The 22,878-nt window shown below is 71.2% G+C and carries 26 protein-coding genes; 14 read left to right on the top strand and 12 right to left on the bottom strand.

Going from position 1 to position 22,878, the window contains the following annotated elements; translation table 11 throughout:
- Positions 1–6: 6 nt before the first annotated feature.
- The 3 genes from htpX to ABGB18_RS21730 are packed head-to-tail and all read right to left on the bottom strand — an operon-like array spanning position 7 to position 2,005.
- Positions 7–906: a zinc metalloprotease HtpX gene (htpX, locus tag ABGB18_RS21740; protein WP_347697386.1), complete on the bottom strand. Its 900-nt coding sequence runs from the start codon at positions 904–906 to the stop codon at positions 7–9.
- A gap of 5 nt (positions 907–911) precedes the next feature.
- The gene (locus ABGB18_RS21735) at positions 912–1,190 is read right to left on the bottom strand and encodes a hypothetical protein (RefSeq protein WP_347697385.1); all 279 of its coding nucleotides are present in this window, start codon (positions 1,188–1,190) and stop codon (positions 912–914) included.
- Entirely contained in the window at positions 1,187–2,005 is an 819-nt protein-coding gene (locus tag ABGB18_RS21730) for a PspA/IM30 family protein (protein WP_347697384.1), read from the bottom strand. Before ABGB18_RS21730 ends, ABGB18_RS21735 begins: the two co-directional genes overlap by 4 nt.
- Positions 2,006–2,157: 152 nt before the next feature.
- On the opposite strand from ABGB18_RS21730, the gene ABGB18_RS21725 reads away from it, so the two are divergent.
- Positions 2,158–2,742, top strand: coding sequence for a DUF3043 domain-containing protein (locus ABGB18_RS21725; RefSeq protein WP_347697383.1), 585 nt, complete (start codon positions 2,158–2,160; stop codon positions 2,740–2,742).
- A gap of 42 nt (positions 2,743–2,784) precedes the next feature.
- Here ABGB18_RS21725 and ABGB18_RS21720 read toward each other — a convergent pair whose 3' ends face one another.
- Positions 2,785–3,786: a hypothetical protein gene (locus tag ABGB18_RS21720; RefSeq protein WP_347697382.1), complete on the bottom strand. Its 1,002-nt coding sequence runs from the start codon at positions 3,784–3,786 to the stop codon at positions 2,785–2,787.
- Positions 3,787–3,842: 56 nt separating this feature from the next.
- Here ABGB18_RS21720 and ABGB18_RS21715 point away from each other — a divergent pair, with 56 nt between their 5' ends.
- Positions 3,843–4,841 carry an aldo/keto reductase family protein gene (locus ABGB18_RS21715; RefSeq protein WP_347697381.1) on the top strand — a complete coding sequence of 333 codons (999 nt, stop codon included), beginning with the start codon at positions 3,843–3,845 and terminating at the stop codon, positions 4,839–4,841.
- A gap of 71 nt (positions 4,842–4,912) precedes the next feature.
- On the opposite strand, the gene ABGB18_RS21710 is transcribed toward ABGB18_RS21715, so the two are convergent.
- Positions 4,913–5,119, bottom strand: a complete 207-nt coding sequence (locus tag ABGB18_RS21710) for a hypothetical protein (RefSeq protein WP_138693754.1) — start codon at positions 5,117–5,119, stop codon at positions 4,913–4,915.
- 243 nt (positions 5,120–5,362) lie between these two features.
- On the opposite strand from ABGB18_RS21710, the gene ABGB18_RS21705 reads away from it, so the two are divergent.
- Positions 5,363–6,481 carry a bifunctional adenosylcobinamide kinase/adenosylcobinamide-phosphate guanylyltransferase gene (locus ABGB18_RS21705; protein ID WP_347697380.1) on the top strand — a complete coding sequence of 373 codons (1,119 nt, stop codon included), beginning with the start codon at positions 5,363–5,365 and terminating at the stop codon, positions 6,479–6,481.
- 166 nt (positions 6,482–6,647) lie between these two features.
- On the opposite strand, the gene ABGB18_RS21700 is transcribed toward ABGB18_RS21705, so the two are convergent.
- Positions 6,648–7,448, bottom strand: coding sequence for an ATP-binding cassette domain-containing protein (locus tag ABGB18_RS21700; RefSeq protein WP_347697379.1), 801 nt, complete (start codon positions 7,446–7,448; stop codon positions 6,648–6,650).
- A 34-nt stretch (positions 7,449–7,482) separates the two neighbouring features.
- Between ABGB18_RS21700 and ABGB18_RS21695 the strand changes: the two genes are divergently transcribed.
- On the top strand, positions 7,483–8,229 hold the full coding sequence (locus tag ABGB18_RS21695; protein ID WP_347697378.1) for an adenosylcobinamide-GDP ribazoletransferase: 747 nt from the start codon (positions 7,483–7,485) through the stop codon (positions 8,227–8,229).
- An 83-nt stretch (positions 8,230–8,312) separates the two neighbouring features.
- Here the strand turns inward: ABGB18_RS21695 and ABGB18_RS21690 are convergent, their stop codons facing one another.
- From ABGB18_RS21690 to ABGB18_RS21675, 4 genes are read right to left on the bottom strand one after another with little or no spacing between them, the layout of a single operon-like run.
- Positions 8,313–9,200, bottom strand: coding sequence for a CPBP family intramembrane glutamic endopeptidase (locus ABGB18_RS21690; RefSeq protein ID WP_347697377.1), 888 nt, complete (start codon positions 9,198–9,200; stop codon positions 8,313–8,315).
- Positions 9,197–9,649: a hypothetical protein gene (locus ABGB18_RS21685; RefSeq protein ID WP_347697376.1), complete on the bottom strand. Its 453-nt coding sequence runs from the start codon at positions 9,647–9,649 to the stop codon at positions 9,197–9,199. Before ABGB18_RS21685 ends, ABGB18_RS21690 begins: the two co-directional genes overlap by 4 nt.
- Positions 9,646–10,032, bottom strand: coding sequence for a hypothetical protein (locus ABGB18_RS21680; protein WP_347697375.1), 387 nt, complete (start codon positions 10,030–10,032; stop codon positions 9,646–9,648). Before ABGB18_RS21680 ends, ABGB18_RS21685 begins: the two co-directional genes overlap by 4 nt.
- Positions 10,029–10,376, bottom strand: coding sequence for a GntR family transcriptional regulator (locus ABGB18_RS21675; RefSeq protein ID WP_347697374.1), 348 nt, complete (start codon positions 10,374–10,376; stop codon positions 10,029–10,031). Before ABGB18_RS21675 ends, ABGB18_RS21680 begins: the two co-directional genes overlap by 4 nt.
- Positions 10,377–10,482: 106 nt before the next feature.
- Here ABGB18_RS21675 and ABGB18_RS21670 point away from each other — a divergent pair, with 106 nt between their 5' ends.
- The 10 genes from ABGB18_RS21670 to ABGB18_RS21625 all read left to right on the top strand — a co-directional run bounded on the left by ABGB18_RS21670 (position 10,483) and on the right by ABGB18_RS21625 (position 21,318).
- Entirely contained in the window at positions 10,483–11,952 is a 1,470-nt protein-coding gene (locus ABGB18_RS21670; protein ID WP_347697373.1) for a leucyl aminopeptidase, read from the top strand.
- A gap of 99 nt (positions 11,953–12,051) precedes the next feature.
- A complete protein-coding gene (gene lpdA, locus ABGB18_RS21665; RefSeq protein WP_347697372.1) occupies positions 12,052–13,416 on the top strand; it encodes a dihydrolipoyl dehydrogenase in 1,365 nt (454 codons plus the stop codon).
- Between the two features lie 39 nt (positions 13,417–13,455).
- Positions 13,456–14,919, top strand: coding sequence for a 2-oxoglutarate dehydrogenase, E2 component, dihydrolipoamide succinyltransferase (gene sucB, locus ABGB18_RS21660; RefSeq protein ID WP_347697371.1), 1,464 nt, complete (start codon positions 13,456–13,458; stop codon positions 14,917–14,919).
- A gap of 126 nt (positions 14,920–15,045) precedes the next feature.
- Positions 15,046–15,939 (top strand): TIGR01777 family oxidoreductase, encoded by an 894-nt coding sequence (locus tag ABGB18_RS21655; RefSeq protein ID WP_347697370.1) that lies wholly within the window; start codon positions 15,046–15,048, stop codon positions 15,937–15,939.
- A 41-nt stretch (positions 15,940–15,980) separates the two neighbouring features.
- The gene (locus tag ABGB18_RS21650) at positions 15,981–16,718 is read left to right on the top strand and encodes a peptidase E (RefSeq protein WP_347697369.1); all 738 of its coding nucleotides are present in this window, start codon (positions 15,981–15,983) and stop codon (positions 16,716–16,718) included.
- A gap of 37 nt (positions 16,719–16,755) precedes the next feature.
- Positions 16,756–17,451: a lipoyl(octanoyl) transferase LipB gene (lipB, locus tag ABGB18_RS21645; RefSeq protein WP_347697368.1), complete on the top strand. Its 696-nt coding sequence runs from the start codon at positions 16,756–16,758 to the stop codon at positions 17,449–17,451.
- 58 nt (positions 17,452–17,509) lie between these two features.
- Positions 17,510–18,490: a M48 family metallopeptidase gene (locus tag ABGB18_RS21640; RefSeq protein ID WP_347697367.1), complete on the top strand. Its 981-nt coding sequence runs from the start codon at positions 17,510–17,512 to the stop codon at positions 18,488–18,490.
- 275 nt (positions 18,491–18,765) lie between these two features.
- Complete coding sequence (gene lipA, locus ABGB18_RS21635; protein WP_347697366.1) at positions 18,766–19,695, top strand: lipoyl synthase; 930 nt, start codon at positions 18,766–18,768, stop codon at positions 19,693–19,695.
- Positions 19,696–19,873: 178 nt separating this feature from the next.
- A complete protein-coding gene (locus ABGB18_RS21630) occupies positions 19,874–20,554 on the top strand; it encodes a DUF4191 domain-containing protein (protein ID WP_347697365.1) in 681 nt (226 codons plus the stop codon).
- Positions 20,554–21,318 carry a class I SAM-dependent methyltransferase gene (locus ABGB18_RS21625; protein ID WP_347697364.1) on the top strand — a complete coding sequence of 255 codons (765 nt, stop codon included), beginning with the start codon at positions 20,554–20,556 and terminating at the stop codon, positions 21,316–21,318. Before ABGB18_RS21630 ends, ABGB18_RS21625 begins: the two co-directional genes overlap by 1 nt.
- Here ABGB18_RS21625 and ABGB18_RS21620 read toward each other — a convergent pair.
- Together ABGB18_RS21620 and ABGB18_RS21615 are read right to left on the bottom strand one after the other, a co-directional pair.
- A complete protein-coding gene (locus ABGB18_RS21620) occupies positions 21,299–22,237 on the bottom strand; it encodes a hypothetical protein (RefSeq protein WP_347697363.1) in 939 nt (312 codons plus the stop codon). The two genes, ABGB18_RS21625 and ABGB18_RS21620, sit on opposite strands and share 20 nt — an antisense overlap.
- Entirely contained in the window at positions 22,234–22,848 is a 615-nt protein-coding gene (locus ABGB18_RS21615; protein ID WP_347697362.1) for a helix-turn-helix domain-containing protein, read from the bottom strand. The genes ABGB18_RS21620 and ABGB18_RS21615 overlap by 4 nt, the downstream gene beginning before the upstream one ends.
- Positions 22,849–22,878 lie beyond the last annotated feature (30 nt).

Here is a 22,878-nt window from a genome sequence, read left to right as displayed (position 1 = left end):
GCCGGATCACCCCCTGCCGACCTGCTTGGAGATGTCCGCCAGTTGCTCCAGCCGCCGTTCGAGCGGCGGGTGCGTGGCGAACAGGGTGGCCAGCGACGTGCCCTTGGCCAGGGCGGGCGCGAAGTAGAACGCGTTGAACGGCTCCGCCTCACGCAGGTCGCGGGTCGGGATCCTGGCCATGTCGCCGGTCACCTTGACCAGCGCGCTGGCCAGGGCCGACGGGCGTTGCGTGAGCAGCGCGCCCGCGCGGTCGGCGGCCAGCTCGCGATAGCGCGACAGGGCGCGGGTGAGCAGGAAGCTGACGGCGTAGACGAGGGCCGACACCAGAACGATGATCAGCCCGATGGGAATCCCGCCCTGGTTGCCGCTCCGGCGCCCGCCGAGCCCCGTGAAAAGCGCGAACCTGGTCATGAGCCCGGCCACGATGCCCAGGAACGAAGCGATCGTCATGACGGCGACGTCGCGGTGCGCGACGTGGGAGAGCTCGTGGGCGATCACGCCCTCGAGCTCCTGGGGCTCCAACCGGCGCAGAATGCCGGTCGTCACGCAGACGACCGCCCTCTTCTGGTTGCGGCCGGTGGCGAACGCGTTGGGGACGTCGGAATCCGCGATCGCCACCCGCGGCTTGGGCATGTCCGCGAGGGCGCACAGCCGGTCGATCAGGCCATGCAGCTCCGGGGCCTCCTGCGGGGTGACCTCCCGCCCGTGCATCGCGAACAACGCGATGCGGTCGGACAGGAAGTACTGCACGAGCAGCAGACCTCCGGCCAGCACGAGCACGGTCAGCGCCCGGACGCCCAAGGCGACCAGGACGCCGACGAACACCACGTAGAGCAGCCCGAGCAGGAACATCGTCACGACCATGCGGCTGGTCAGGCCGCGGTCGGACGCGAACCTCGTACGCACGGGACTCAGCCCGGGATGAGACCTTGGTCGCCCAGCATCTCCCGGACCTCCTCGATCGAGGCGTCCGCGGGGGGAAGGATCAGCTCTGACGGCTCAAGGCTGTCGTCGGGAAGCGCCTTGCCCACGTGGCGCACCTTGTCGAGCAACGCGTGCAGCTTGACGCGGAACGCCTGCTCGTCGCTCGCGTCGATGGCCGCTTCCAGCTCGTTGTCCAGCTCGTTGAGGATCGAGATGTCGTCGGCGGAGATCTCCACCTGGCCCTCGCCCATGATCCTGACAATCATGCGCCCTCCCCGGGCTGGCGGAACTGCTGGGTCTGGCCACCCTGGTGCTGCTGCGGCTGGGCCTGCTGCTGCTGCGGCGGCTGCCCCTGCTCGATGGCACTCTTCGGGGCCGGGCCCTGGCCCAGCTCGGCCTTCATCCGGGCGAGCTCCAGCTCGACGTCCATGCCGCCGCCCATGCGGTCGAGCTCGGCCTGGATGTCGTCACCACGGGTGCCGCTGAAGTCGTCGAGCGCGCCGCTGGCCAGCAGCTCGTCGATCGCGCCCGCGCGGGCCTGCATCTGCGCGGTCTTGTCCTCGGCACGCTGGATCGCCAGTCCGACGTCGCCCATCTCCTCGGAGATGCCGGAGAACGCCTCGTTGATCCGAGTCTGCGCCTCGGCGGCGGTGTAGGTCGCCTTGATCGTCTCCTTCTTCGTACGGAAGGAGTCGACCTTGGCCTGCAACCGCTGGGAAGCCGTGGTCAGCTTCTCCTCCTCGGCCTGCAGGTTGTCATGCTGCACCTTGAGGTCGGCCATCTGCGACTGCAGATTGGACCGGCGCTGCAGCGCCTCGCGGGCCAGGTCCTCACGCCCGACGGACAGCGCCTTACGGCCTTGCTCCTCAAGCCGCTGGGCCTGCTTCTCCAAGCCCGTGACCTGCAATTCCACCCTTTTGCGCGAGGTGGCGACGTCGGCCACCCCCCGGCGCACCTTCTGCAGCAGCTCCAATTGCCGCTGGTAGGAGTAGTCGAGGGTCTCGCGCGGATCCTCCATCTTGTCCAAGGCCTTGTTGGCCTTGGACTTGAAGATCATCGAAAGTCTCTTCATCACGCTCATGCGCGTCGGCCGTCCCCTTCTAGGTCGTGCTGGTGTTCTCCCAATGCAGCGCAACCGCCTTGGGATTACCCTACGCATAACGCACGGGGGCGTCACTAAGTTGCACTCCAGGTAGGGTTGAGGTCGTGTTGCGACGCCGTTCCCAAACCTCTGTGGACGACACCCCCGTCCCCGTTGACGATCCTAAGCCCCAGGGTAAAGGTCGTCCCACACCCAAGCGCCGAGATGCCGAAGGCAGGCGGCGCCAGCCGGTCACGGCTCCCAAGGACCGCAAAGAGGCCTACCGGCAGATGCGTGCCAAGCAGGCCGCCGAGCGCGATCGGGCCCGCCGCGGCATGCTCGCAGGCGACGAGCGGTATTACCCCGCTCGTGACAAGGGCCCCGCGCGCAAGCTGGCCCGTGACTGGGTCGACTCCCGGCGGCTGCCGAGCCAGTATTTCCTGCCGTTCTCGCTGGTCATCCTGCTGGCGACGTGGGTGCCCTGGCCCATCGAGATCCGGGCCGCGGTGCTCAACATCGTCATCGCGGTGGGCTGGCCGATCATGATGGTCGGGGTGCTCTTCACCTCTCTCTATGTCGCGTGGCGGATCAAGCGGCTGGTCGCGGAGAAGCTGCCCAACGAGAGCGCCAGGGGCGTGGGCTTCTACGCGGCGATGCGGGCGCTGCAGATCCGCAAGCTGCGTTTCCCGCCGCCTCAGGTGTTGCCGGGTGGTAAGCCGGTTCCTGCCAAAAAGTGACAGAAATTTTCCGAAATTTCGGTCACTTCTTCCAGTCGGCCGTCACGGAGCCTTCCAGCGCAGCACGCCGCGCGCGACCGTGGGCCGCCAGCCGTCGATCGCCGTGCCCTGCTCCAGGGCGTCGGCGACGGCCCGCATGAGCGCGTGGTAGGACGGATGGCGCGGCGCCATGCCGCCTATCCCGTCGTCCCAGCCCACCGCGCCTCCCACCGAGTCCACCACGGCGAAGGGCGACTCCTCCGAGTCGCGCTCCACGTAGGCGAGGAACGGGATCATCCTGCCGTTCCAGTACTCGATGCCGGGGTCGGTGCCGAGGTCGGTGCGCTCCCACGAGCACATCCAGCGCCAGGCGTCCCTGATCTGGCGCGTACCGAGGTTGGCCGCGCCCCCGGACCAGAACCCGAACCCGAACGCCCCCGCCCCGCGCGAGCCGTCGTGCCGCAGGAGCGAGGCCCGCAGGTCGTCGGGGAAGTCCACGCCCATCTGGGACTCGGCGACGGCGATCGTGCGCGCCCTGCCCGGCGCGCCGAGCGTCCGATACGTACGGGGCGCGTTCTCCTTCAGCCAGCCCTCGATCCGCCGCCACTGCCGATCCACCGCCCGCCTGACCTTCGGGTCGACCGGCCGCAGGGCGACGGGCCGGGGCGTGGGCGAGCAGTGGGGATCGGGGATCTCCTGCTGCCCGGTGCTCGCCGGGCCCGGCGACCAGGTGGCCGCCGGAAGGCTCGCCGGCGGCTGCTCGGCCTGCTCCCGCAGCAGCTCGGCGGTCATGGCGTCCTGCTTGGCCTGGTAGGCCCGAGCCTGCGCCGCCGCGTCCTGCTGCGCCCGGGTGGGGACCAGCGCGGCCACCAGGACGACGGCCACGATCGCCGCGATGCCGGCCCACACCAGGCCCATCCGCAGGCCCCCGAGGTTCCGGCGCGCCCGCCGCGGCGCCGGGGCCGCGGGCTTCCCCGCCGCGCGCATGCGGGCCCGGCGGCGCAGCCGTATCCCGATCGCGGTCAAGACGGCAGCCGTCAGCGCCAGGCGTACGAGCTTCAGCACGCCGCGCACCCTATCCCGAAACGAATCATCCCATGCATGGGCATAGGGTCTGTTCCATGGAATTCCGACACCTTGGTCGCAGCGGCCTCAAAGTCAGCGAGATCAGCTATGGCAACTGGCTCACCCATGGCTCTCAGGTCGAGGAGGACGCCGCCAAGCAGTGCGTGCAGGCGGCCCTTGACGAAGGCATCACCACGTTCGACACCGCGGACGTCTACGCGGGGACGAAGGCCGAGGCGGTGCTCGGCCGGGCGCTGAAGGGCGTGCGCAGGGAGTCGCTGGAGATCTTCACCAAGGTCTACTGGCCGACCGGCCCTGGCCAGAACGACCGCGGGCTGTCGCGCAAGCACATCACCGAGTCGATCCACGCCTCGCTGCGTCGCCTGCAGACCGACTATGTTGACCTCTACCAGGCGCACCGTTTCGATTTCGAGACGCCGCTGGAGGAGACCCTCAAGACGTTCGACGACCTCGTACGTCAGGGGAAGGTCCTCTATGTCGGCGTCAGCGAGTGGACCGCCGAGCAGATCTCCCAGGCGTTGAAGATCGCTGACGAGATGGGCTTCGACCGGATCGTCTCGAGCCAGCCGCAGTACTCGATGTTGTGGCGGGTCATCGAGGCCGAGGTCGTGCCGTTGAGCGAGAAGGAGGGCATCGGTCAGATCGTCTGGTCGCCGATCGCCCAGGGCGTGCTCACCGGCAAGTACGTGCCCGGCCAGCAGCCGCCCGCCGGCTCCCGGGCGACGGACACCAACGGCGGCGCCAACATGATCTCGCGGTTCATGAACGACGACGTCCTCACCCGCGTGCAGGAGCTCAAGCCGATCGCGGCCGACCTCGGCCTGACCATGGCGCAGCTGGCCATCGCCTGGGTCCTGCAGAACCCGAACGTCTCCAGCGCGATCGTCGGCGCCACCCGCCCGGAGCAGGTGAGCGACAACGTCAAGGCGGCCGGCGTCAAGCTCGACGACGAGGTGCTCCGCCGGATCGACGAGGCACTCGGCGACATCGTGGAGCGCGACCCCGCCAAGACCGTGAGCCCGCGCAACCGCTGATAACCCCGGCACCCCAACAAAAACCCCTTGAGCCGCAATGGCGCTCAAGGGGTTTTCAGGTTTCCGGGCCCTTACTCAGGACGCAATGACAATCCCGCGTATTCAACGCGGTCCTCATCCAGCAAGGCCACCTGTTCGACTCCGGATTCGAGCAGGTCACGCCAGTTTTCGCCGAGCCAGGACTCGGCGTCCGCCTGGCTCGGAAAAACCTCTCGCGGCAAGGGGCGATCGGTTACCTCACCACCGTTTGCATTTTCATAACGCCACCGCCATGTCATGCCATACGCTCCTTTTTCTGCGGGTTCGCCGGCGCACCCTCCGCAGGCACTGGAACCCTACTCCCGAGCTCGGAGTTTGATCGATCCCGCACGCATATCGTGTCGCACCCAACCCACCCCCGGGGGCCTGGCGGGCGCCGAGGCCCTCGGGCCGCTCGGGGGCGGCACGCCGGGTGGCCGCCCGCCGCCACACCCAAGCCCCGCCAAGCCGGCACATCCCACGGCCTTTGTACGCTCGGCGCGGTGAAAGTCCTTCTCTCCGGTACGGGCGGCGCGGCGGGCTGGCCGGAGCCCGGCTGCCGATGCGCTTCGTGCGCCGGCCTGGCGCCCGGCCATCGCCGCCCCTTCGAGCTGATCGTGGACGACGTGGTCCGCTTCCCCGCCACCGAACCGCCCCCGGGTTACCGGGCCTGCGCCGGCGGCCTGGGCCTGCTCTGCCCCGACGGGACCAGCCTGCTTCACCTTCCGTCGGGCAGCCCGGTGCCCGACGACGGACCGGCCCGCTACGACGTGGTGCTGATCGACCTCCTCGACCACCCGGAACGGCTCGGTGCGCTGCGCCGGTCGGGACTGGTCGACGACGCCACCCAGGTCGTGGCCGTCGGGCTCGACCACCGGGTGCGCTCAGAGGCGGAACTCACCAGGCGCCTGCGCCCCTGGGGCGCCCGCACCGTCCCCGACGGCACAGAACTCACCACGGCCACCACCCTGCCCCCAGGCACACACCTCGCCCCCAGCACAGACCCGGCCCCAGGCACCGGACCTGCCCCGGGCGTGGAGCCGGCACCCAGCGCCGAGCAGGCCGTCGGGGCGGGTGTGGCGCTGGAGGCGGTGGGCGGGCGGCAGCCGCGGCGGGCGTTGCTGCTGGGCGGGTCGCGATCGGGGAAGTCGGCCGAGGCCGAGGCCAGGCTGGCCGCCGAGCCCCACGTCACCTACGTCGCCACCGGCCCGGACGGCGCGGGCGACGGCGAGTGGGCGGCACGGGTGCGGGCTCACCGCGGGCGGCGGCCGGTGCACTGGGCGACGGCCGAAACCACCGACCTCGTCGGCATGATCGGGCACGCCACCACGCCACTGCTGATCGACGGGCTCGGCACCTGGCTGGCGGCGGTGTTCGACGAGCACGGGGCCTGGGAGGGCGACCGAGCCCCGGTCGAGGCCCGGTGCGACGAGCTCGTGGCGGCCTGGCGGCAGGCGCGCCGGCCGGTCGTGGCGGTGTCCGACGAGGTGGGGATGGGCGTGGTGCCCGCCACGGCCAGCGGGCGGGCCTTCCGGGACGCCCTGGGGCGGCTCAACGAACGCCTCGCCGCCGAATCCGAGTACGTGGCACTGGTGGTCGCGGGCCGCGTGCTCGAACTCTGACCGCCCGCAACCGACGGACGGCGAGCCGGCCAACCCGGCCACATGATCGAACCCCGGCGGCCGCGACAGGCCGGGAGCCGGCCGATAAGCCTGACCACGTGCCCGAAACCCGAACGGCCGTGACGGGCCGGAGGGCGCCGGACAGGTCGGCTGGGCTCGTGGGGGGTTACGGGCGGATGGCGCGGGCGTACCAGCGGCCGGCGAGGCGGTCCACGTGGAGGGGACGGCCGAAGCAGTCGGAGAGGTTGGCCGAGGTGAGCACGTCGGCCACCGGCCCGGCGGCGAGCACCCGGGCATCACTCATCAGCATCGCGTGCGTGGTCGTCGCCGGCACCTCCTCCAGATGGTGGGTCACCGTCACGGTGGTGAGCACGGGCCGGGTCGTGGCCAGATCCTCCACGGCGTTGATCAGGTCCTCCCGCGCGGGCAGGTCGAGCCCCGCGAACGGTTCGTCGAGCAGCAGCACGGCCGGGTCCGCCATGAGCGCCCTGGCCACCCTGATCCGGGCCCGCTCCCCCTGCGAGCACACCCGGAACGGCCGCTCGGCCAGGTCCTTGCACCCCAGGTCGGCCAGCAGCCGGTGGGCCCGGTCACGCTCGGCCGTGCCATATTTCTCCCACAGCGGAGCGCTCGTCCCCGTGTGCCCGGTCAGCACGACGGTGTGCGCGGTCGCGCCCTCCTCCTCCATCAGCTCCTCGTCGATCAGCCGCTGGCTGGATGCGACCAGGCCGATGTGGCGGCGCAGATCCCGCACGTCCACCCGGCCGAGCTGGTGACCGAGCACCCGTACCGTGCCCTCGCTGGGGTGCCGCACGGCACCCGCCAATGACAGCAGCGTCGTCTTGCCCGCGCCGTTGGGGCCGAGGATCACCCAGTGGTCGCCGTAGTCCACCCGCCAATCGACCCCGACGAGCAGCGACTTGCCGACGACTCGGACTCCCACGCCTTCCAGTTCAACCACGTGCATCCCGCCACACTAGTGGGCCCTAGGATCGCGCGTTATGCGGCTGATGCACGGGATGCGAATGGCCGTCGGCACGCTCAGCGTCTTCCCGGTGCGGGTCGAACGGGTGGACCGGGAGGTCGCGGGGCAGGCGATGGTGCTGGCCCCGGCTGTCGGGCTGGCGCTGGGCGGGGTCGCCGGGCTGCCGGCGCTGCTGCCGGGATCCCCGCTGCTGGGGGCGGCGCTGGCGCTGGGGCTGCTGGCCGTGCTGACCCGGGGCCTGCATCTGGACGGGCTCGCCGACCTCGCGGACGGACTCGGCAGCGGCAAGCCCGCCGGCCAGGCGCTCGACATCATGAAAAAGTCGGACATCGGGCCATTCGGCGTGATGGCGCTGGTCTTCACGCTGATCATCCAGGTGGCCGCGCTGGCGGAGACGGGGTACGCGGCCCTGGTGACGGCCTGCGTGGCCGGGCGGCTGGCCCTGACATGGGCCTGCCGCGCGGGCGTCCCCGCCGCCCGGCCGAGCGGGCTGGGCGCGATGGTCGCGGGCACGGTACGCCCCTCCGCCCCCTGGCTCGCCACCCTTGCCGCCCTGCTCGCCGCGGCCGGGATCGGCGCGCTGGGCCCCGGGACCGGGGGCGCCGTCGCGCTGCCGCTCGGCCTCCTCGCCGGGCTGGGCGCCGCCCTGCTGCTGCTCCGGCACGCCAGGCGGCGCCTCGGCGGCATCACGGGTGACGTCCTGGGCGCGCTGGTGGAGACCGCCACGGCCGCCACGCTGGTGGTGTGCGCACTGCTCGGCTGAACCAGGCCGGGCCCAGCCTGCCGGCGAACCAGGCCGGATCCAGCCGACCAGCCGGCCGGGCCGGCCGGTGAGCCAGGCCGGGGTCAGCCGACCGGTTGCGGCCGGCGTGCCGGATAGAGGCGGAGCAGGGCCGCGCCGGTCAGGGCCAGCAGCACCCATCCCGTCAGACCCGTCAGCCCCGCGAGGAACTCGTTGGGCGGGGCCGCGGCGTCACCGAGCAGCAGGGTCTGCGGGACGATGGCGTTCAGCGAGCCGTGCGCCACGACGGCGGGCCAGATGCTGCCGGTGCGCAACCGCAGCCAGCCGAGCAGCATCCCGGCCAGCACGCAGAAGCCGATGAAGCAGAGCGCCGCCCAGGAGCCGAGCCGCGGGTAGTTGTAGCCGAGCAGGGTGAGCGGGGCGTGCCAGAGGCCCCACACGGCGCCGGAGAACACGAGCCCGATGAGCACCCCGTTGGAGGACACGAGCCGGGGCACCAGCCAGCCGCGCCAGCCCCACTCCTCACCGAACACCAGGACCGCGTTGAGCACCGGCCCCGCGACCGTCGCCACCACGAGCTGCAGGACGGCGGCCGTGCCGAGATCGGCGGGGGCCCTGACGCCGCCCGCCTCGATCGCCGCCCGGTAGAGGCTGAACTGCCCGAGGTCCAGCGACACCAGCCCGAGGACGGCGCTGACGCCCACGGCCAGGAGCGCCAGCGCCGGAACGCCGAGCCAGGCGGCCAGCACCAGCCCGCCGGTGCGCCGCCTGCGCTCGCCCAGCGTCAGGCCGGTCTGCCCGGCCCACTCGCGGGCGGGCGTGCGCGTGACCGCCCACACGCCCAGCACACCCAGGGTGGGCGTCAGCATCATCAGCGGCGCCGACAGCGCCATCAGCGGCGAGCCCAGCCCGCCGTCGAACCACACGGGCGACATGATCGCCCAGCTCAGCCCGAAGGCCAGGAGGATGAAAACGAGAAGCGGTCTTTTCACGGTTGCACTCGCTCCGCGATGAGGGCGTTGATGAGGGATGCGCCGCGGGCGGCGTCGTCGATGCTGATCGCGAGCCGACCCCCCGAACGGTAGCGGATGATCAGGCACTCGCCGCCGCGCGACATGATGGTGGCGCTGCCGGGCATCCCGCGGAAACCCCAGCCGCCGACCTGGCTCGGGAAGCGGGTCTCCGGGTAGGCGGAGAGGATCTGGGACAGCCGGATCCGGCGCACGGGCCACCCCAACGGCCCGAACCCGATCGCCAGCCCGTCCTCGCTCACCCGGACGCTGAGCGAGGCGGTCGCCGGCGCGACGGCCAGCGCGATGAGGAGCGCGGGCAGCGCGATGCCCGCGGCGGCACCGGGCAGGGCGCCGACGAGGCCCAGCACGACCACCACGGCCAGGGCGGTGACCCCTGTCACGGACACCGCGACCAGCGACCGGTTCACGATGCGGCTGACCCAGACCGTGCGCTCGCCCGGCCGCAGGCGCAGGCTCGGCGGCCGCTCGCCCGCCGGGCGCGGCTGGTCCGGCTCGCCCCGGCCCAGAAGCTCCAGAAGGCCACCCCGCCGCACCAGTAGATCTGGCTGAGCCGGCGGGCCAGCACCTGGCCGCGCAGGGCCAGGGCCAGCGCGGCCAGCCAGGGGACCACCCAGAACAGCGCGTTCGCGACCAGGGCCACGGAGAACGACGACGAGCCGTCCGCGCCGCCGGACCCCCAGTGCACGGCCATCGGATCGGGCAACCGGTCGCGCAGGGCGGGCGGTATCAGGAGCAGGGCGACCGTGACCAGCAGGCCCCACACGAGGGCGACGACAACTCGGGGATTCATGACAACTCCTCCAGGATGGTGATGAGGTCGTCACGGTCGTAGCCGTGCCTTCTGGCCTCCTCCAGCAGGTCGCGCGCCCGCTGCACGAGCAGGGCGCGACCGTCCGCGCGACCCGCCACGCTGACCCCGCGGCCCCGCCGGAACTCCAGCAACCCCTCGTCCCGCAGGTCGCGCAGCGCGCGCAGCACGGTGTTGGAGTTGATGCCGAGCGCCAGGGCCAGGTCTCGGGCCGGCGGCAGGCGGTCTCCCGGGCGGTAGGAGCCCTCGCCGATGGCCCGGCGGATGGCGCCGGCGACCTGCTCGTGCAGGGGGCGCGGATCATTGAGGTCCAGCGTCAGCAACATGGTGCTAATGACATTAGCACCATGTTCGCGAGGAACGGTGACCATTGATTGGTAGGATGAACCCCTGTTTGTGAGTACGTAGAAACCGTGGATAGCATCGGTTTACGTGACCACTGTGCGGCTGAACTCAGCAGATCCAGTCTCCATCGACACCGACGCACTGATCGTCGGCTTCAGGTCCGGCCCGGATGGCCCCCGGCCCGCGACGGGCGCCGAGGCCCTCGACGCGGCCTTCAACGGCAAGCTCGCCGACATCCTCGACGCCGTCACCTTCTCCGGTAAGGCTGGTGAGCTGGCCAGGCTGCCCACGCTCGGCGCCATCGCCGCCCCACTGCTGGTCGCCGTCGGTCTGGGAGAGTCTCCCGACGCAGAGGTCCTGCGCAGGGCCGCGGGCGCGGCCGTCCGCTCCCTCGCCGGCACCGCGCGTGCCGCCCTCGCCCTGCCCGCGGACACCCCCGAGGAGGCCGAGGCCGTGGCGCTCGGCGGGCTGCTCGGCGCCTACGCCTTCACCCGCTACCGCACCAAGGGCGAGCAGAGGCCCCCGGTCGCGGAGCTCACGGTGATCTCGGGGCAGTCGGAGGAGGCCGCCCGCCGCGCGGACGTGCTGGCCGACTCCGTGGCCCTCGTCCGCGACCTGGTCAACACGCCTCCCTCCGACCTGTCCCCGGCCCAGTTCGCCGAGATCGCCGAGCAGGAGGCCGAGAAGGCCGGTGTGAGCGTCGAGGTGCTCGACGACCAGCAGCTCAAGGAGGCCGGCTACGGCGGCCTCGTCGGTGTCGGCCAGGGCTCGGCCAACGGGCCGCGGCTGGTCCGCCTCTCCTACACCCACCCCGACGCGACCAAGACGCTGGCGTTCGTGGGCAAGGGCATCACGTTCGACTCGGGCGGCCTGTCGCTCAAGCCGGCGGCCGCCATGGACCTGATGAAGTCCGACATGGGCGGCGCGGGCGCGGTGCTCGGCGCGCTCGTCGGCATCGCCAGGCTCGGCCTGCCGGTCAACGCGGTCGGCTACCTCTGCCTGGCGGAAAACCTGCCCGGCGGCACCGCGCAGCGCCCGTCCGACGTGCTCCACAGCTACAGCGGCAAGACGGTCGAGGTGCTCAACACCGACGCCGAGGGCCGTCTGGTGCTCATGGACGGCATCGCCCGCGCCGCCGAGGACGGGCCGGACCTCATCGTCGACATCGCCACGCTCACCGGCGCCCAGATCGTCGCGCTCGGCTGGCGCACCGCCGCCGTCATGGCCAACGACGACGCCGTCAGGGAGCTGATCGTCGAGACCGCGGGCGCGGCCGGCGAGGGCATCTGGGCCATGCCGCTGCCCGAGGAGCTGCGCAAGGGCCTCGACTCGTCCGTCGCCGACATCGCCAACGTCAGCCCCGAGCGGTGGGGCGGCATGCTGACGGCGGGCATCTTCCTGAAGGAGTTCGTGCCCGATGGGGTGCGCTGGGCGCACATCGACATGGCCGGGCCCGCCTTCAACAAGGGCGAGGCGCACGGCTACACCCCCCGGGGCGGCACGGGCGCCATCACCCGCACCCTCATCGCGCTCGCCGAGCGGCACGAGAGCCTCTGAACGCCGCGGCACGTGGGCATCTGCGGAGAGCGGCACGCGAGCGTGTGAAACAAATGAAAAGATGACGGCATCACGAACACCCCGACAAGGAGCCTTCCTGTGGCCTATGACATCGTCGTCCTAGGTGGCGGCAGCGGCGGGTACGCCTGTGCGCTTCGGGCGGCTGAGCTGGGCAAGTCGGTCGCCCTGATCGAAAAGGACAAGATCGGCGGCACCTGCTTGCACCGGGGATGCATCCCCACGAAGGCCCTGCTGCACTCCGCCGAGGTCGCCGACGAGACCCGCGAGAGCGAGTCGTTCGGCGTCAAGGCGCGCTTCGACGGCATCGACGTCCCTGGCGTGCACGCGTTCAAGGACAAGATCGTCACGCGCGCCTGGAAAGGCGTGCAGGGCCTGCTGAAGGCCGCGGGCGTGACGATCGTCGAGGGCGAGGGCCGGCTGACCGGCGCCAACAGGGTCCAGGTGGGGTCCGAGGTCTACGAGGGCCGCAACCTCGTCCTGGCCACCGGGTCGGCACCGAAGACGCTGCCCGGCCTGGAGATCGACGGCGTGCGCGTCATCACCAGCGAACACACGCTGACCATGGACCACGTGCCCAGCTCCGTGATCGTGCTGGGCGGCGGCGTGATCGGCGTGGAGCTGGCCAGCGTCTACCGCTCGTTCGGGGCCGAGGTCACGATCGTCGAGGCGCTGCCGCACCTGCTGCCGACCGAGGAGGAGTCCAGCTCCAAGCTGCTGGAGCGGGCCTTCCGCCGCCGGGGCATCAAATACGAGCTCGGCGTCTTCTTCGACAGCGCCAAGACCACCGAAACCGGTGTGGTCGTCACGCTCGCCAACGGCAAGACCCTCGACGCCGAGCTGCTGCTCGTCGCCGTGGGCCGGGGCGCGGTGTCGGCGGGCATGGGCTTCGAGGAGCAGGGCATCGCGATCGAGCGCGGCGCGGTCGTGGTCGACGAGCACTGCCGGACGTCCGTGCCCGGCGTCTACGCCATCGGCGACCTGATCCCGACGCTGCAGCTCGCGCATGCCGGGTTCGCCGAGGGGATCATGGTGGCCGAGCACATCGCCGGCCTCGACCCGCTGCCCATCGACTACGCGGGCGTGCCCCGGATCACCTATTCCGACCCCGAGGTGGCCTCGGTCGGGATCACGTCGGCGCAGGCCGCCGAGCGCGGCATCGAGATCGTCGAGCAGGTCTACGACCTCGCGGGAAACCCCAAGAGTCAGATTCTCGGCACCTCGGGCGCCGTGAAGGTCCTCGCCCAGAAGGACGGCCCGGTCGTCGGTGTCCACATGGTGGGCCGGCGCATCGGCGAGCTCGTCACGGAAGGGCAGCTGATCTACAACTGGGAGGCGCTGCCCGCAGAGGTCGCCCAGCTCATCCACGCACACCCGACCCAGTCCGAGGCCGTCGGTGAGGCGATGCTGGCCCTGGCCGGCAAGCCGTTGCACGTACACAACTAGTCCCAGCCCTCGAGATCAGAACGCGAGAGAAGAATAACGATGCCGGTCTCCGTACAGATGCCCCAGCTCGGCGAGAGCGTGACCGAGGGCACGGTAACCCGTTGGCTGAAGAAGGAAGGCGAGCGCGTCGAAGCCGACGAGCCGCTCCTTGAGGTGTCGACCGACAAGGTGGACACCGAGATCCCGTCGCCGTCCGCGGGCGTCCTCACCAAGATTCTCGTGGCCGAGGACGAGACGGTGGAGGTCGGGGCCGAGCTCGCCCTCATTGACGAGGCGGGCCAGCCGGGCGCGCCCGCCGCGGCTCCGCAGGCGGCGCCCGCCCCGGCCGCGCAGCCCGAGCCCGAGCCCGAGCCGGAGCCCGCCCCCGCGCCTGCGGCCTCCTCCATCCCGCAGCCGGCGCCGGCGGTGCCCGTCCCGGCTCCGGCCCCCGCGCCGCAGGCCGCTCCGCAGCCGGCGCCGGCCGCCGCGCAGCCCGCTCCGGCCGCCCAGCCCTCGCCGCTGCCCTCGGGCGAGAGCCCGTACGTGACGCCGCTGGTGCGCAAGCTCGCCAATGAGCACGGCGTCAACCTCGACACGGTCACCGGCACCGGCGTGGGCGGCCGGATCCGCAAGCAGGACGTGCTCGAGGCTGCCAAGGCGCAGCGCGAGAAGGCCGCCGCGGCCCAGGCCGCCCCGGCTCCGGCCGCCGCCCAGCCGGCCCAGGCTCCGGCCCAGGCCGCCGCTCCCGCCCCGCAGGCTCCGGTCACCACGGCGCCCGAGCCGGTGGAGGTCGACACGACGCTGCGCGGCCGTACGGAGAAGATGTCGCGGCTGCGTCAGACGATGTCGAAGCGGCTGGTCGAGTCGCTGCAGACGGCGGCCCAGCTCACCACGGTGGTCGAGGTCGACGTCACCAGGATCGCCCGGCTGCGTGACCAGGCGAAGGCCGACTTCCTGCGGCGCGAGGGCGTCAAGCTGTCGTTCATGCCGTTCTTCGAGCTGGCCGCGATCGAGGCGCTCAAGCAGCACCCGAAGCTCAACGCGACGATCAACAACGAGACCATGGAGGTCACCTACTTCGACGTCGAGCACCTGGGGATCGCGGTCGACACCGAGCGCGGCCTGATCGCGGCGGTGATCAAGAACGCCGGCGACCTCAACCTGGCTGGGCTCGCCCGCAAGACGGCCGACCTGGCCGAGCGTACGCGGGCCAACAAGGTGACGCCCGACGAGATCACCGGCGGCACGTTCACGCTGACCAACACGGGCAGCCGTGGCGCCCTGTTCGACACGCCGATCCTCAACCAGCCGCAGGTCGGCATGCTCGGCACGGGCGCCGTCGTGAAGCGGCCGGTGGTGATCGACTCTCCTGAGGGCGAGGTCATCGCGGTGCGCTCGATGGTCTACCTGGCGCTGACCTACGACCACCGGCTGGTGGACGGGGCGGACGCGGCCCGGTTCCTGACGACGGTGAAGCGCCGTCTGGAGGAGGGCCGCTTCGAGGCGCAGCTCGGCCTCGCGTAAGGCTCCGGCCTCCGGAGGGGCCACGAGGTGATGGCCGGGCGGTCCGTGCGGGCCGCCCGGCTTTTTCGCGCGCGACACCCGTGTTGGTGCCGCGCCGCGGGGAGCCGCGCGGCGTACTGTGAAGGCATGGCGATCATCGTGACGGGCGCGTCGGGATTGCTGGGAAGCGCGCTGGTGGAGGCGCTGCGGGCGGACGGCCAGGAGGTCGTCAAGCTCGTACGCCGCGAGCCCCGCGCCGCCGACGAGGCCTTCTGGCAGCCCGCCGAGCAGGTGATCGACCTGCCCGCGCTCGAAGGCGCCGAGGGCGTGGTGCACCTGGCCGGGGCGTCGGTCGGGGACCGCCGGTGGACCACCGAGTACAAGCGGGAGCTGGTGGACAGCCGGGTGTCGGGCACGCGCCTCGTGGTCGACGCGTTGCGGCAGCTCTCACGGCCGCCGGAGGTGCTCGTGTCCGCCTCCGGGGTGGACTTCTACGGCGACACGGGCGACAAGGTGATCGACGAGAGCCAGGGCAAGGGCACGGGGTTCCTCGCGGACCTGTGCGAGGCGTGGGAGGGCGAGGCCAGGAAGGCCGGCGCGTCGGGGGTCAGGACCGTGCAGGTGCGTACGGGGATGGCGCTCAGCGCGCACGGCGGGGCCCTGGGGCGGATGCTGCCGATCTTCCGGATGGGGCTGGGCGCACCGCTCGGGTCGGGCAAGCAGTACTGGTCGTGGATCTCCGTGGACGACTGGGCGGGAGCCGTCCTGCATGTGTTGAAAAATCGTGGCATCGAGGGGCCGGTCAATCTCACCTCCCCCTCCCCCGTCACCAACGCCGAGTTCACCCGTACCCTCGGGAAGGCCCTGCACAAGGGCACGGTGCCGATCCCGGTCCCGGGCTTCGCGCTGGCAGCGGGGCTCGGCGAGTTCGCCCGCGAGGCGCTGCTGCCGGGACACCGCATCATACCGAGGAAACTGGTGGACACCGGCTACCGCTTCACGCATACCACGCTGGATGACGCGTTGAGCGCCATACTCTAGGATGCCGTTCAGCTTCTTTCGCGACGTGGGGGATTCTTGACATGAGCCGGTCAGGACAGTCACACATCCTCGCCATCGGCGGTGGATCGTTCCGTCAGACCAGCCGCCACAGTTTCTTCGAGGCCAGCGCGCTGCTGCGATACGGCCTCGACCTGACCGGACAGGACCGCCCTAAGCTGGGCCTGCTCGCCACCGCGGGCGGTGACTCCTCCGACCTGCTCCTCAAGATGTACGGCGCCTTCGCCGGCTGGGACGTCGAGCTGAGCCATCTGACGGTGTTCCCGATGCCCAACGTCGAGGACCCCGGGGCGTGGATGCTCGAACAGGACATGATCTACGTCAGCGGCGGCAGCGTGGCCAACCTGATGGCGCTGTGGCGGCTGCACGGCTATGACGAGGCCTTCGAGGAGGCGTGGCGGGCCGGGGTGGTGCTGTCGGGGCAGAGCGCGGGCGCGCTGTGCTGGCACGTCGGCGGCAACACCGACTCCTTCGGCCCCGACCTGCGGGTGTGGGCCGAGGGCTTGAGCTTCCTGCCCTATTCCTGCGGCGTGCACTACAACTCCGAGCCGCAGCGCCGCCAACTGCTGCAGAGGTCGGTGGCCGAGGGCGAGCTGCCCGGCGGCTACGCGGCCGACGAGGGCGTGGCGCTGCACTACGTGGGCACCGAGTTCATCCAGGCGGTGACCGTTGATCCGAGCGGTTATGCCTACAAGCTGGACAGCGACGGCACCGGCGGGGTCAAGGAGTTGCGGATCGAGCCACGGTTGCTGACCCCCTGATTACCCTTCAAGGGTGAGGCAACGGCACAATAGGCTCATGCGCCCCATCCCCGGGGACGATCCCCACGCACTCGCCATCGTCCGTCTCGGCGTCGACGTCCCCTACGAGCAGGCCTGGTCGCTGCAGCGCTGGGTGCACGGCAAGCGGGTCGCCGGTGAGCTGAGCGACACCGTCCTGTTCCTGGAGCACGCGCCCGTCTACACCGCGGGCAAGCGCACCGCCCCGCACGAGCGCCCGGCGGACGGCACGCCCGTCGTCGATGTCGATCGGGGCGGCCGGCTCACCTGGCACGGTCCCGGGCAGCTCGTGGCCTATCCGATCGTCGCCGTCACCGACGTGCCCGCCTACGCCTGCCGCCTGGAGGACACGATGATCCAGGTGTGCGCCGACTTCGGCGTCACGGCCCGCCGGGTGCGCGGCCGCGGTGGTGTCTGGGCCGCCGGCGACGCCAGCCTCGGCCTGCCCGACCGCCAACTCGGCGCGGTCGGGCTGCGCGTCGCGCGCGGCGTCACCATGCACGGCTTCGCGCTCAACTGCGCCAACGACCCGCGCTGGTTCGACCGCATCGTGCCGTGCGGCATCCCCGATGTGGGCGTCTCCTCGCTGTCGGCGGAGGCGGGCCGGCGCATCGTGGTCGAGGAGGTCATGCCGATCGTGGAGAAGCGGCTGGCGGAGGCCCTTCAGCGGGAGCCGTACGAGCTGCACGAAGAGGACCTCACCCGTCATCGGTAATCAAATCGGTGCCTGCCGGCGGTGAAAATCCGGCAGGCACCGGCATACGATCGCGCGTGTGAAGCGCGCGTCCGCTCTCGTCCTCGCCCTCGTCGTGCACCTGCTCACTCTGGGCTTCGCCGTGCTGGGCGGGTGGGCCATCCTCGCCCACTCCGGCTTCCTGCTCGCCTGGCTGCTCGGCGGCCTGTGCCTGGCCATCGCATGGACCCTGCGGCCGCGCCTGGACCGGCTGCCGGCCGACGCCGAGGTGCTGGACCGCGCCTCGGCTCCAGAGCTGTACGCCGTCGCGGAGCGGGTGGCCGACCGGGCCGGGGTCAAGCGGCCGGCGAAGGTGGCGGTCAGGGACCTGGCCACCCGGACCCGCTACGGCCTGGTGGGCCTGTCACGCACCCCGGTGCTGGTCGTCGGCCTGCCGTTGTGGCTGGCGCTGCCGCCCAGGCAGCGGGTGGCCCTGCTCGCCACCGCGTACGCGCGGATGCCGACCGGCGCCGAGCGGATCGTGAGCGCGGCCCTGTACACGCTGGACGCCTGGCGGGACGCGCTGCTGCGGGCCGAGCCGCTGCAGGCCCGGCAGGAGGCCCAGGACAAGCTCGTCGGCTCGTCGCTGGGCCCGGTGGAACACCCGGGCACGGCGTACGAGGGAATGGGCGCGATCGGCCGCATGGTGGGACGGGTGCTCGGCTGGCCCCTGCTGCTGGTGCACATCACGCTGACCAGGCTCGCCCGGGGCGACGAGGAGCGGGCCGAACGGAGGCGGCGGGCGCAGGCCCTGCGGGTCTCCCCGGAGCGTGATCTGGCGGGCCTGGAGGCGCAGGCGGCCGGCGGCTACCTGGCTCCGATGCAGGCGGCCGCACTGCGCGGCGAGAGCGTGTCCTCGATCAGGGAGGCGGCGCTGGCCAGGTTCCAGCTCACCGACGACGGCGTGCTCGATTCGGCCCCGGACTCCGACCTGCTCGGCATCCGCGAGTCCGGGCTGATCGACGGGGAGCTGTCGGCCCACTACACGAGGGCGCTCCGCGGGTTCGGCCTCATCTCTTGACCGTTCACTGAGGTTCACCTGTTCTCAGTGATTCGCCCATCACTGGACGAAGGTCCCCGTCTTGCCCGGTATCCCGGAGCGGGGTTGACGCTTCACCGCCACCAGCCCCGCCCAGCGGGGTCTCACGGTCGGCTCCACGTCCGTTTCGCGTCTCCGGGCCACTCCCGGCGACCTGCCGCCCCACCATCTCGATGATGCTGGCAAGCGCTGACAACATGACCATCGACTCAGAACCCTCGAACCAGCTGATTCCCCAGGAGACGTAAGCTGAGAAGGTGACCGTTGCTCCTGAAGGCCGTAAGCTCCTCCGCCTGGAGGTGCGTAACGCCGAGACCCCTATCGAGCGCAAGCCCCCGTGGATCAAGACCAGGCTGAAGACGGGCCCCGAATACACCGAGCTGAAATCGCTCGTGCGCCGCGAGGGCCTGCACACGGTCTGTGAAGAGGCGGGCTGTCCCAATATCTACGAGTGCTGGGAAGACCGCGAGGCGACCTTCCTCATCGGCGGCGACCAGTGCACGCGCCGCTGCGACTTCTGCCAGATCGACACGGGCAAGCCGAAGGCCTACGACCGTGACGAGCCGCGCCGGGTGGCCGAGTCCGTCCAGCAGATGGGCCTGCGCTACGCCACCGTGACCGGCGTGGCCCGCGACGACCTGCCCGACGGCGGGGCCTGGCTCTACGCCGAGACCGCGCGCCAGATCCACGACCTGCTGCCGGGCTGCGGCGTCGAGCTGCTGGTGCCCGACTTCAACGGCGACCGCGACCAGTTGGAGGAGGTCTTCTCCAGCCGGCCCGAGGTGTTCGCGCACAACGTCGAGACGGTGCCGCGGATCTTCAAGCGCATCCGGCCGGCGTTCCGCTACGACCGCTCGCTCGCGGTCATCACGATGGCCCGCGAGGCCGGGCTGGTGACCAAGTCCAACCTGATCCTGGGCATGGGCGAGACCCGCGAGGAGATCGTCGAAGCCATGCGCGACCTGCACGCGGCCGGCACCGACCTGCTCACGATCACGCAATACCTGCGGCCGACGCCCCGCCACCACCCGGTGGAGCGCTGGGTGAAGCCGGAGGAGTTCGTGGAGCTGCAGGCCGAGGCCGAGACCATCGGGTTCGCCGGGGTCCTGTCCGGCCCGCTGGTCCGCTCGTCCTACCGGGCGGGCAGGCTCTACAAGCAGGCGATCGAGGCACGCCAGACGGCCTGACCGACCGCGACGGCCCCGGGTGCTCCGCGCCCGGGGCCGCCTCGTGGAGGGCGAGTACACGATCGAGGCGGCACACCACGTCGCCGACCCGCGACTGTCGGTAACCGTGAAAGTCTGACTCGCCGAAAATCGGCGGGCGTTTTCCTTCCCGCACCGGTTGGTTTGTATTCTTCTGAGCATGGCAAAGTCCGAGGATCCAGAGAAGCCGGGGCGCATCAAGCAGCTCCGCATGATCGCGCAGATCATCAAGCAGGCCAACCCCAAGGGGATGCCGATCGTCTTCCTCTCAGCGGTCGGCACGCTGGCTGTGGTCGTCGTGATCGGTCTGGTCACGGATTACTTGTGGTATTCGCTGTTCATCGGCGTGCTGGCGGGGCTCACCGTCGGCCTGGTGGTGTTCGGGCAACTGGCGCAGAAGGCGCAATACTCGATCCTGCACGGCCAGATGGGCGCCGCGGCGGCGGTGCTGCAGGGCATGCGCGGCAACTGGCAGGTCACCCCGGCCATCGCCGTCAACCGCGACCAGGACCTGATCCACCTGGTGGTCGGCCATCCGGGCGTGGTGCTGGTGTCCGAGGGACCAGGCAACCGGGTGGCACGGATGCTGGCCGCCGAGAAGAAGCGGGTGGCCAGAGTGGCGCTGGGCATCGAGATCTACGACATCCAGTGCGGTGACGGCGAGGGGCAGGTGCCGCTCGGCAAGCTGCAGCGCCACATCATGAAGCTGCCGCGCAACCTGAAGAAGCCCTCGGTCAACGAGGTGAAGGACCGCCTGCGCTCGCTGCCGAAGAACCTGCCGGTGCCCAAGGGCCCGATGCCCAAGGGCATGCGCATGCCGCGCGGCCCGAAGATGCGCTAGTGCCGTCCGCCTCCTCCCGGGCCAACCGGGGCTGGTGGGACGGCAACGCCGACGACTACCAGGTCGAGCACGGGGAGTTCCTGCGGGACAGCGGGTTCGTGTGGGGCCCCGAGGGTCTGGACGAGGCCGAGGCGCACCTCCTCGGGGAGGTGCGCGAGCGGCGCGTGCTGGAGATCGGCTGCGGCGCGGCGCAGTGCGCGCGGTGGCTGGTGACGCAGGGGGCGCAGGTGACGGCGTTCGACCTGTCGCACCGGCAGTTGCGCCACTCCCAGCGCATCGATCTCGACACCGGAGTGCACGTCCCCGTGCTGCAGGCCGACGCCGAGGCGCTGCCGTTCGCCGCCGACGCCTTCGACGTGGCCTGCTCGGCGTTCGGGGCGCTGCCGTTCGTGGCCGATCCGCTGGCCGTCTTCCGTGAGGTGCGCCGGGTGCTGAGGCCGGGCGGGCGGTTCGTGTTCTCGGTGAGCCATCCCGTCCGGTGGGCGTTCCCGGACGATCCCGGGCCGCGCGGGCTGACATCCGACCGGTCCTACTTCGACCGCTCCCCGTACGTGGAGCGCGACGACGACGGCACCTTCACGTACGTGGAGCACCACCACACGCTGGCCGACTGGATCAACCTGCTGATCAGCGCCGGGCTGACCATCACCGGGCTGCTGGAGCCGGAGTGGCCGCGGGGGCACGAGCGGGTGTGGGGCGGCTGGAGCCCGCTGCGCGGCCGGCACCTCCCCGGCACGGCCATCTTCAGCTGCGCGAATATCTAGCGGCCATGGCGTGGAAGATCTCCCTGGGCTCCCAGGTCGTCTCGTCGAGCATCCCCACCACGCCGTACGAGCCGACCTCGGCCTCACCGACGTAGCTGTATCCGGCGAAGGTGAACCACAGCGCGGCCTCCACGCCCTCCCGCTCGAAGATGTCCATCAGCTCGGTGAAATAGCGGACCTGCTCGCCCTCGTCGCGCACCGCGCCCTCGGGCACCATCCACGCCGCGCCGCCCCGATCCCCCGCGCCGATGTAGGGGCAGGTGCCGAACTCGGTCACCACGACCGGCTTGCCGTGCTTGAAGTGGGCGCGCAGTTCCTCCACGAAGGTGTGGGCGTTGTAGGAGGCGCGGTAGGCGTCCACGCCCGCCACGTCGAAGGGGGCCCACTCGACGGGCTCCCACGGCGCGGCGGCGTAGCTCACCCGGCCGCCGAACAGCGGCCGCACGCTCTCCGCCACCAGCGCCAGATAGGCGTTGAAGCGTGGCATGACCTCCGCCTGGGACGTCCACCAGGCGATGTCGCCGTTCATCATCGCGTCGAGCCGCTGCCGGTAGTCGGCGCCCTCGAAGAAGCCGTGGCCGAAGGCGGAGATCTCGCAGCCGGTGACCAGCACGACCTCGGCGCCGGTGCGGCGCAGGGACTCGGCGCGCCCGGCGGCGTCGGCGAAGAGGTCGAGCATCTCGTCCTGGGTGAGGTCCACGGGGAACGGGGTGAACCAGACCTCCAGGCCCGCGGCCGCCGCCCGCTCGGCCGCCACGCTCAGCCGCTCGGGGTCGCCGCCGGAGACCCGTACGACGTCGCAGTGCAGGTCGTCGGCGATCACCCGCATCTCGCGGGCGACGAGGTCGGGGTTGAACACCTTCCTGGTGTTGTCCTCACCCGGCAGGAACCCCGTGTCGTAGTTGATCCCTTTTTTCATGATTTTTCTCCTTTTATCGATGAAAAGCCGTGTTCGAGGAGGTCGAAGGCCAGCTCCACCTCTTCCACCAGGCACTGTCCCGCCTCCTCCAGCGGCACTCCCGTGGCGAGCCGCTGGAAGAACGCCTCCTGCAACGTGGTGACGGCTGCGGTGATCTGCGCGGCCATGAGCCGGCCGGTCAGCCCGGGATGGACGTCTTCGAGTTCGGCGGCGAGCGCGGCGCGCTGGCCCGCGTGCGTCCGCTGGACCCCCGCCACCAGCGCCGGGCTGGCGGCGATCACCCGGACCTTGGTGAGCATGGCCTCGACATCCAGGTCGCCGACTCCCCGCGCGCCCATCGCCCGGTAGTGCTCGCGCAGCGCGGCGAGCGGCGTCCGGCCCTCCCCGCGGCCGGCCACGACGGCGGCCGTGTCGTCCATGACGCCGTCGAGGGCCAGGGACTCCTTGGTCGGGAAATAGTTGAACAGCGTGACCTTGGCGACCCCGGCCGCCTCGGCGATCTCGTTGACGGTCACGGCCTCGTAGCCGCGCGCGTCGAACAGCCGCATCGCCACCTCGGAGATCCGCCGCCGCGTCTGCTCCTTCTTGCGCTCCCTGAGCCCCGCCATCATGCGGACAGCATAAACCGTACCGGGTACGTT

The sequence above is a fragment of the Nonomuraea sp. B12E4 genome, from assembly GCF_039871825.1.
In the GTDB taxonomy this organism is placed as follows: domain Bacteria; phylum Actinomycetota; class Actinomycetes; order Streptosporangiales; family Streptosporangiaceae; genus Nonomuraea.
This window is presented reverse-complemented; position numbering and strand designations above follow the sequence as displayed.